This window comes from Mesorhizobium sp. Root695, assembly GCF_001428185.1.
Classification (GTDB): Bacteria; Pseudomonadota; Alphaproteobacteria; order Rhizobiales; family Rhizobiaceae; genus Mesorhizobium.
This window is the reverse complement of the sequence record NZ_LMHO01000021.1, coordinates 57,196-66,613: the sequence shown is the minus strand read 5'-3', so window position 1 is coordinate 66,613 and position 9,418 is coordinate 57,196. Positions and strand designations below refer to the sequence as shown.

Sequence of the window (9,418 nt, the reverse complement as noted above, 5' to 3'; positions counted from 1 at the left end):
ACTGGCTCGACCGGAGCAACCGGCTCGACGGGTTCGACCGGAGCAACCGGCTCAACTGGCGCCACGGGCTCGACCGGTGCGACTGGCTCGACCGGAGCGACCGGCTCAACAGGCGCCACGGGCTCGACCGGTGCGACTGGCTCTACTGGTGCGACTGGCTCTACCGGCTCGACCGGAGCAACCGGTTCGACCGGTGCCACGGGCTCGACCGGCGCGACAGGCTCGACCGGAGCAACCGGTTCGACCGGTGCCACGGGCTCGACCGGCGCGACAGGTTCGACCGGAGCAACCGGCTCAACCGGCGCCACGGGCTCGACCGGTGCGACTGGCTCGACCGGAGCGACCGGCTCGACCGGAGCAACCGGTTCGACCGGCTCGACCGGAGCAACCGGCTCAACCGGCGCCACGGGCTCGACCGGTGCGACTGGCTCGACCGGAGCGACCGGCTCGACCGGAGCAACCGGTTCGACCGGTGCCACGGGCTCGACCGGCGCGACTGGCTCTACCGGCTCGACCGGAGCAACCGGTTCGACGGGTTCGACCGGAGCAACCGGCTCAACCGGCGCGACAGGTTCGACCGGAGCAACCGGCTCAACCGGCGCCACGGGCTCGACCGGAGCAACGGGCTCGACCGGAGCCACGGGTTCGACCGGTGCCACGGGCTCGACCGGTGCCACGGGCTCGACCGGAGCAACCGGTTCGACCGGTGCCACGGGCTCAACAGGCGCCACGGGCTCGACCGGAGCAACCGGCTCAACCGGCGCCACGGGCTCGACCGGTGCGACTGGCTCGACCGGAGCMACGGGCTCGACCGGAGCAACCGGTTCGACCGGTGCCACGGGCTCGACCGGCGCGACGGGTTCGACCGGAGCAACCGGCTCGACCGGAGCAACCGGTTCGACCGGCGCGACGGGCTCGACCGGAGCAACCGGYTCGACCGGCGCGACGGGTTCGACCGGAGCAACCGGCTCAACAGGCGCCACGGGCTCGACCGGAGCAACCGGCTCRACCGGCGCCACGGGCTCGACCGGTGCGACTGGCTCGACCGGAGCRACCGGYTCGACCGGAGCAACSGGYTCGACCGGNCGACCGGCGCGACGGGTTCGACCGGTGCAACCGGCTCAACTGGCGCCACGGGCGCGACCGGTGCGACTGGCTCTACCGGAGCAACCGGCTCAACAGGCGCCACGGGCTCGACCGGAGCAACCGGCTCGACCGGTGCGACTGGCTCGACCGGAGCAACCGGAGCAACCGGTGCCACGGGCTCGACCGGCGCGACGGGTTCGACCGGTGCAACCGGCTCAACTGGCGCCACGGGCGCGACCGGTGCGACTGGCTCTACCGGAGCAACCGGCTCAACAGGCGCCACGGGCTCGACCGGAGCAACCGGCTCGACCGGTGCGACTGGCTCGACCGGAGCAACCGGAGCAACCGGTGCCACGGGCTCGACCGGCGCGACGGGTTCGACCGGTGCAACCGGCTCAACTGGCGCCACGGGCTCGACCGGTGCGACTGGCTCTACTGGTGCGACTGGCTCTACCGGAGCGACCGGAGCAACCGGCTCAACAGGCGCCACCGGCTCGACCGGCGCGACTGGCTCTACCGGTGCGACCGGGGCAACTGGTGCGACAGGCTCGACTGGAGCGACAGGTTCGACGGGAGCAACTGGCTCGACCGGAGCGACTGGATCGACTGGTGCGACCGGGGCAACCGGAGCGACGGGTTCGACCGGCGCAACCGGAGCAACTGGTTCGACCGGGGCAACTGGCTCGACTGGAGCAACGGGCTCGACGGGTGCGACAGGCGCAACAGGCTCGACCGGCGCGACTGGCTCTACCGGTGCGACCGGAGCAACTGGAGCGACAGGTTCGACGGGAGCAACTGGCTCGACCGGAGCAACCGGAGCGACCGGCTCGACTGGATCGACTGGATCGACGGGAGCAACGGGTTCGACCGGCGCGACGGGTTCGACCGGGGCAACTGGCTCGACCGGAGCGACCGGACCAACAGGCTCGCCTGGTCCGACGGGGTCGACTGGAGCAACCGGCCCAGGCGGTCAGACCGGTGATCATGGGCACGGCAATAACGGCCACGGCAATGGACAGCAGGACGCGCCGGGCAATTCCGGGGAGCATAACAATGCCGACAACAGCAGCCATCAGGGACAGGGCAACTCTTCCGGAGGCCAAGGCAACGGCGGGCATAACGCCAACGTCACGGCAAGCACGCTGGGGCTGACGGACACGGCGAAGTTCCTGCAGTCCGGCTCGCCCGACGGCAACAGTGATCCTGGCAAGCATGCGTCGTTCGGCCGCTTGGTCGGCCTCGCGGCGACTTCGGTGACGACAGACCTGCTGAACGTCCTCAAGACAATCAGCGGATCTGGCAACAATCAGAACAAGCCTTCCGGAGCGAGCACGGATCTCACCTCGGATCAGACCAAGGCCGGCGCCGGCTACGCCAGCAACGACCACACCGTCAAGACGTCCCTAAAGGATCTCTTGAAGCCGCACGAATGAGCCGAAAATGGACCTGGACGACGATAACCGGTCCAGGTTTGACAAGGGGCGCGCGGGTTTCGCTGGAAAGCGGACCCCGCGCGCCCTCGCAAGAGATCACCGAAGGGAACCGCGCGAACGTCGCGGCAGAGCGAAGTTCGCGCGTTAAACATCCCGGGACACGGATTAAGTCGCGGGGCCGATCAATTCGGAGTACGATGGCGGCATGATCGAAACCCTCGGCAGAGGCACTTCGGCCTGGGAATTGGCGAGTTCGCTTGCGTGCCGGAAGACAAGTCCATGGTGAATATCCCCGTGAACGCCGAAATCCCAGCGGTCCCGATCGACGCTGGTCCCGCGCAAGGCGAGGCGGCGGGCGGCGAGAGCACTGTGGCTCGGATCCCTGGCGGTCCCGCCGAATTCGACAAGATCGGGCCCCGCCTGAAGGCGATGCTGCGCGCCGCCCGCTATCACGGTGTCGAGCTCGACCCCAACGAATTCAGGGCCGCGAGCGCGGTTCCCGCCGCCGCCGATCTGTCGCAGTGGGCACAGGACGCCGGCATGTGGTCGCGCGCCGTGCGCATCCGCTGGTCCCACCTCTTGCGCTTTCATGACGCCGGACCTGTCGTCCTGTTGCTCAACGATGGCGGCGCGGCTCTCCTCACAGGGGCGAGCGCCGAGCGAAACGTCGTCTTCCTGAAAAGTGCGGATGCACCCGAAGATGGTGAAGCCGTCGCCATCGACGAGTTGCGGCTATCGCAGGTGTGGACGGGCGAGGCACTGCTGCTGCGCGCCACACGATCCTATGTCGCGGCGGACGCGCCGTTCACCCTTCGCTGGCTCGCCGAACTGGTGCGGCTCGAAAGCCACGCCCTGCGCGATATCACCATCGCCTCGTTCACGCTGAGTGTCCTTACCATCCTGCCGCCGCTCATCGTCATGACGGTGGTCAACAAGGTGCTTCAGTTCAACAGCATCTCGACGCTGGTGCTGTTGTCGGCGGTGATCGCCGTGGTTTTCGCCTATGAGACACTGCTTGGCCATGCACGGCGGCTGATCATCAATGTCGTCGGCGCCCGCCTGGACACCAAGTTGCAGCTGCACGTCTTCAGCCGGCTGTTACGCCTGCCGCTCGACTATTTCGAACGGCATCCGGCCGGCGAGACGCTGTATCACCTCGCCCAGGTCTACCGCATCCGCGAGTTCCTGACGGGAAAACTCCTCAGCACGTTCCTGGATATGATCACGCTGTGCGTGCTGGTGCCGGTCATGTTCTACATCAACGCCGCGCTCGCCTGGATCGTGCTGGCCTGCGCGGTGGTGATCCTGCTGATCATCCTTGCCTTCCTCAGGCCACTGCGCCGCAGATACCAGCGGGTCGTCGACGCCGAGACCTGGAAGTCGGCGGCGCTCGGCGAAACAGTCGTCGGCATCAAGACGGTGAAGGCGCTCGGTCTCGAGCCGCAGCGCAAGGCGCTCTGGGACGAGCGGGTGGCGGAAGCGGGAAAGGCGCGTCTTGCCTTCGGACAGCTGGCAAGCTGGCCGCAGACCCTGGTCACGCCGATCGAACGTGTGATGGTGCTCGGCACCATGCTGATTGGCGCCTATCTCGCGATGAACGACCGCACCGGCTACATGGTCGGCGGCTTGTTCGCCTTCATGATGATCGCCCAGCGTGTAGCGCAGCCGCTGGTTGGCCTGGCCCGGCTGGTTGAAGACTACGAGGAGGTCGGTGCGGCGATCGGCGAGGCCGCGTCGGTCCTCAACCGGCCGCTGGAGAGCAGTTCGAATTCCACCGGCCTGAGACCCAGGCTGGTCGGCGAGGTCGTGTTCAGCGACCTGACCTTTAGCTATATCGCCACCAAGACACCGGCGCTCGACCGGGTCAGCTTCCATATTCCCGCCGGCAGCATGTTTGGCATCGTTGGGCGCAGCGGGTCGGGAAAATCGACAGTCGCCCGCCTCCTGCAAGGGATCAACCGCGACTACAGTGGTTTCCTTAAGCTTGATGGCGTCGACCTCAAGGAAATTAACCTGCGCCATTTGCGCCAGGGGCTTGGCGTGGTGCTGCAGGACAACTTTCTGTTCCGCGGATCGATTCGCGACAACATCATCGCCGGGCGCCCGGGCCTGACGCTTTCCGACGCCATGCGCGCCGCGCACCTCGCCGGCGCCCAGGAATTCATCGAGCGGATGCCGAATGGCTACGACACCTACATCGAGGAAGGTTCGCCCAATCTGTCAGGCGGTCAAAAGCAGCGGCTGGCGATCGCGCGCGCGCTCATCCACGATCCGACCATTCTCATCCTCGACGAAGCGACCAGCGCACTCGACCCGGAGAGCGAGGCGGTTGTCAGCGCCAACCTCATGCGCATCGCCAGCGGGCGCACGATGATCATCGTTTCGCACCGGCTCGCCTCGCTGACCGAGTGCGACAACATCCTCGTCATGGATCAGGGTAAGGTCCTCGACGTCGCACCGCATGCGACCTTGCTCGAACGGTGTGCGCTCTATCGCCAGTTGTGGTCGCAGCAGAACCGGCATCTCGACGGCCGCCACGGCCGCCCGGTCGCCGTCCCGCCGCGGTTGGTTTGATCATGTCGCGCGCCTCATATTCGCATCAGGTCCGGTAACCCATGAGTAGCACCTCTCTAACGGCCCTTCCCGCTCGGCGACACCGCATGGAAACGAGAGATCCGACGACGCCGGCCATACTCGAGTTCCAGTGGCCGTCGACGGCCGTCGCCAATGCGCCTATTCCGCGTGCGGCGCGCGGCATCGTCTGGATCGTTTTCAGCCTGGTCATCGCACTGATCGCCCTGGCGGGACTGATGCCGGTCGATCAGGTGGTGACGACTAGAGGACTGGTGGTCTCGCAATCTCCCAACATCGTCGTGCAACCGCTTGAGACAGCGATTGTCCGCTCGATCGAGGTGCGGGAAGGACAGCGCGTCCAGGCCGGCCAATTGCTTGCCCGCCTCGATGCGACCTTTTCCTCAGCCGACCAGGCGGCACTGGCGATGCAGGTCTCGACGCTTGAAGCCGAAGTGGCGCGGTTGAAGGCGGAGGCCAACGGCCAGGCGTTCACCTATGACGGCCTCGACCCAAGTTGGACCCTGCAGGTGTCGATATTCGAGCACCGCAAGGCGGTCTACGATGCCAAGGTGGAGAATTTCGAACGCCAGCGTGACGAACTCAGCTCGGTGATTTCGCGATCGCAATCCGATGCCGACGGCTACCGCCAGCGGCTGACCGTCGCCGACTCGATCGAACAGATGCGCAGGCAGCTCGAGGCAAGGCAGGTAGGAAGCCGCCTCAACACGCTCCTGGCCGAGGACAACCGCGCGGAAATGTCCCGGGCGTTGGGCAATGCCGAACAGACCGCGGAAGCCGCCAAACGCCAGCAAGCCGCAGTGGCCGCCGAGCGCGACGGCTACATTCAGGGCTGGCGCGCTGAAGTCTCGCAGAGCCTGTCGGAGGCAAGTACGCGGATCTCCGACGCCCGCGAACTTCTTAACAAGGCAAAGCTTCGAAACCAGTTGGTCGAGTTGAAGAGCCAGTCAGACGCCATTGTCCAATCGGTAGCAAAAGTCTCTGTGGGCTCGGTCATGCAGTCAGGGGAGCGCTTTATCACGCTGGTGCCGGCCGACGCGCCGCTCGAGATCGAGACAAACATCGTTGGCAGGAGCAGCGGCTTTGTGCATGTCGGCGACCCGGTGATCATCAAGTTCGACACCTTCCCTTATTCGCAGTACGGCCTTGCCCATGGAACTGTGCGGGCACTCAGCCCAGATTCCTTCTCGGCACAGGAGCAAGCGCGCGATCCGAACAGTTCCTTGGCCATGCTGCCTTCCGACGCCGAGCCATTCTATCGCACGCGGATCTCCATCGACCAGGTCGCCCTCCACGGCGTGCCCGCCGGTTTCGCCGTCAGTCCCGGCATGCCGGTGACCGCCGACGTAAAGGTCGGCCACCGCACGATACTCAAGTACATTCTTGGCGTCATGCTCCCGATCGGCCAGGAGGCGATGCGGGAGCCTTAGAGTACTGGAGGAATCAGAGGCTCGGATCGATGACAATCCTGGATCGGCTGACTGGTCTGGCCTTCCCGTCGGCGATGTTGCGTCGGGCGATCCAGCTTGCGGACAGCGGCAAGGCAGCTGAAGCCTTTCCGCTTATGGCGAAGGCCGCGCGCGCGGGGATCGTCGACGCCGAGTACCGGGTCGCGCGTTGCTATTTGGAAGGCGCCGGTGTGCCGCAGAGCCGTATGGAAGGCGCGCGATGGCTGCTGCGGGCAGCCAACCGCGGGAGCGCGGATGCGCAGGCGCTCCTCGCCGCTCTCTACGTCACCGGGCTGGTGACGGCGGAAGCCGACGACAGGGGACCCTCGGAGCACTTGTTCAAACCTGATTCCCCGGGAAAACCAGACTTCACCGCTGCTCTCGACTTTGCCAGCAAGGCGGCCGAGGCAGGCTCGGCCACGGGACAGGCGATCCTCGGTTATATCCTTACGAGCGGCCCCGCATCGATGCGCGATGCCGATGCCGCACACCGGTGGTACGAGAAGTCGGCTTCTGCCGGCTGCGCCGAAGGGTGCCTTGGCTTTGCCCTGTCGCTGGCCCGCCGTGGCAAACGCGAAAACAGAGTTCGGATTGCGGAAGAGGTAAGGCGTGCGGCCGACGCAGGCCTGCCGACCGCGACCTATCTTCTTGCGGTCCTTACCGAGCACGGGCTCGGCGTAGCACGCGACATCGCAGCAGCCGCTCATCTGTATCAGGCTGCGGCAGAGAAGGGCCTGCCCTCCGCCCAGTTCCGGTTGGGATTGGCACTTATTGACGGTGCACTCGTCGGCCAAGATGTCGCTGCCGGGGAGGCGTGGATGCGGCGTGCTGCTTTGGCCGGCAATATCGAAGCAGCCTATATGCTGGGGGATCGCTATGCGAAGACGCAGCGGCCGGATTTTGCAGAAGCCGCAAACTGGTATCGGCGGGCAGCAGAAGCGGGTCACCAAGCCGCTGCCCGCGCTTTGGCCTCGCTCTATTTGACGGGAAATGGTGTGGCGGAGGATGTCGAGGAAGGAGCACGCTGGCTGCGCTCTTCCGCAAACGGCGGCAATCAGCAGGCACAGACAGACCTCGCCAATCTTGTCCTCGGAGGAGCCGGCGAGCCGGGCGACGGTGCAAGCGTTGCCGGATGGTTCGAGGCGGCCGCATCATCGGGCGACCTGATCGCGGCATTCAACCTTGGGCTCTGCTTCACCAAGGGCGTCGGCGTCCGCCAGGACGAGGAGCAAGCGGCACACTGGCTGCGGCGCGCGGCCGAAGGCGTCGCCGAGGCGCAATACATGTACGCCCGCCTCCTCCATGATGGACGCGGCGTGGCGGCCGACCCAACTCACGCCCGCGTGTGGTTTGCGCGGGCGGCCGACGCCGGCGTGCTCGACGCACGCGTGGCGCTTGCCGAGATGCTACTCAATGGGCGCGGCGGCATGTCCGAGCCTGAGGCTGCAATGCAGATGTTTGAGCAGGCCGCCGCCGACGGTCACGCCGGGGCGATGTTTGCGATTGGCGCACTGTACGGAGCCGGCCACGGCCTGCCAGTCGACCAGGCAACGGCGCAGAAATGGTACGCTGCCGCTGCCGGACGTGGGCATAGCCAAGCCCAATTCATGCTCGGACGTTATCTCTTGAAAGGCCTCGCCGGGGAGCGCGACCCGATTGCCGCTCGCCTGTGGCTCGAACGCGCGGCTGCGCACGGGATCAGTGAAGCCGCGGACGAATTGGCGGCCGCGGGCGGGCCCAGCTAGTGCTGCTGTGGCCGTTGGAGTGAAGCAGCGCCAAGAAGGATGGGGGACCATTCGAAATCCGCTGACCGACTGGCCACGCCATGAGCCATATGCTCATATCAAAGGCCTGGCACCCAAGCGCCGTATTATTCCTTGTCGAGCCTGGCATATGTTCTGGGGCAGCAGCAGTCACAGGTCCCAGAATGAGGGGTTCAGTAAGTTTGCACCACGGCGGATCCACACATCCCAACTGCCTTCATAAGCGCGCTCGATTCGGCTGTAGTCGCAAGGCAAGGATATCCCGGCGAACGTTCGCATTGGAGAGGTCAATGTCGTCGGCAGAAGAGCCTGCGAAAAGGGCTTTCGGCGGCTCCGTCGTGGGAACGAAAAAGGAAGAGAAGCAGAACCTTCGTGTGCGATATTTGCACACGACATCTCGTAACTAGCTGATTATATTTAGGTATCTGCCCCATCCATCATCGGCGCTATGGTAACTCTGTGTTCTAACATACTAATTTCATTATCTTTTTTATGCTCCAGTCCGTCCAATACCCGGTTGGAACGACTGAGCAATTTGGCCTGACACACCCGCCCATACGTAGCCCAATTTACGATTATTCCGCCGCAACGGAAGGCCACTCGGCCATATCTAAGTTCTCATTGCACACATAGCGCACACGAAAGCGGTTGGTCTAGGGCCACTCCGGAGCAGCAAGCTACGCTACACAACGCTTGAAGCTAAATTGTCGACTCGGCAGGGGGAGGAGACAAGGAACAGCCACGGCACCGCCCTTCCCGCCTTTGAACATCACTATGGGACATCGCCATCTGGAAGGCGCTGGACCTATGGAGCGAGCGTCTTGAGGCGACGTACGTCATCAGCGGCCTCGGCCAACAGCCAGTCGCGGAACGTGGTGATCTTAGGCAGCATCGAAGTCGCCTTGGGGCAGACGATCCAATTGGTCTTGGACAATCGCCGAGCCGTGGCGAACGGTCTTACGAGGCGCCCGTTGATGAGGTCGGTGCACCCGCATTGATGAAGGCGATGAGGACCGCCCCTCAGATCCCGTGAACATCATCCGAACACGACGCCGCAGGGCGTCATTGCCCTCGCCTCGCGGCAGATCCAATGCTC

Annotated in this window: 5 protein-coding genes; 4 read left to right on the top strand and 1 reads right to left on the bottom strand. The window is 65.1% G+C overall.

Translation table 11 applies throughout. The features are described from left to right. Window positions 1-2,339 precede the first annotated feature (2,339 nt). From ASD99_RS34315 to ASD99_RS18500, 4 genes are all read left to right on the top strand, one after another. Window positions 2,340-2,519, top strand: a complete 180-nt coding sequence (locus tag ASD99_RS34315; RefSeq protein ID WP_200951011.1) for a hypothetical protein — start codon at window positions 2,340-2,342, stop codon at window positions 2,517-2,519. 279 nt (window positions 2,520-2,798) lie between these two features. Next, window positions 2,799-5,093 carry a peptidase domain-containing ABC transporter gene (locus ASD99_RS18510; RefSeq protein WP_244497807.1) on the top strand — a complete coding sequence of 765 codons (2,295 nt, stop codon included), beginning with the start codon at window positions 2,799-2,801 and terminating at the stop codon, window positions 5,091-5,093. 86 nt (window positions 5,094-5,179) lie between these two features. Then, on the top strand, window positions 5,180-6,541 hold the full coding sequence (locus ASD99_RS18505) for an HlyD family type I secretion periplasmic adaptor subunit (protein ID WP_057144529.1): 1,362 nt from the start codon (window positions 5,180-5,182) through the stop codon (window positions 6,539-6,541). A gap of 29 nt (window positions 6,542-6,570) precedes the next feature. Next, the gene (locus ASD99_RS18500) at window positions 6,571-8,304 is read left to right on the top strand and encodes a tetratricopeptide repeat protein (RefSeq protein ID WP_057144528.1); all 1,734 of its coding nucleotides are present in this window, start codon (window positions 6,571-6,573) and stop codon (window positions 8,302-8,304) included. 823 nt (window positions 8,305-9,127) lie between these two features. On the opposite strand, the gene ASD99_RS35160 is transcribed toward ASD99_RS18500, so the two are convergent. Beyond that, window positions 9,128-9,256 (bottom strand): hypothetical protein, encoded by a 129-nt coding sequence (locus tag ASD99_RS35160; RefSeq protein ID WP_274533705.1) that lies wholly within the window; start codon window positions 9,254-9,256, stop codon window positions 9,128-9,130. Between the last annotated feature and the right edge of the window lie 162 nt (window positions 9,257-9,418).

What these genes read in the sequence shown, in the direction of transcription:
- ASD99_RS18500 (WP_057144528.1), top strand. Translation starts at nt 6,571, where the DNA reads ATGACAATCCTGGATCGGCTGACTGGTCTGGCCTTCCCGTCGGCGATG.
- ASD99_RS18510 (WP_244497807.1), top strand. Translation starts at nt 2,799, where the DNA reads ATGGTGAATATCCCCGTGAACGCCGAAATCCCAGCGGTCCCGATCGAC.
- ASD99_RS18505 (WP_057144529.1), top strand. Translation starts at nt 5,180, where the DNA reads ATGGAAACGAGAGATCCGACGACGCCGGCCATACTCGAGTTCCAGTGG.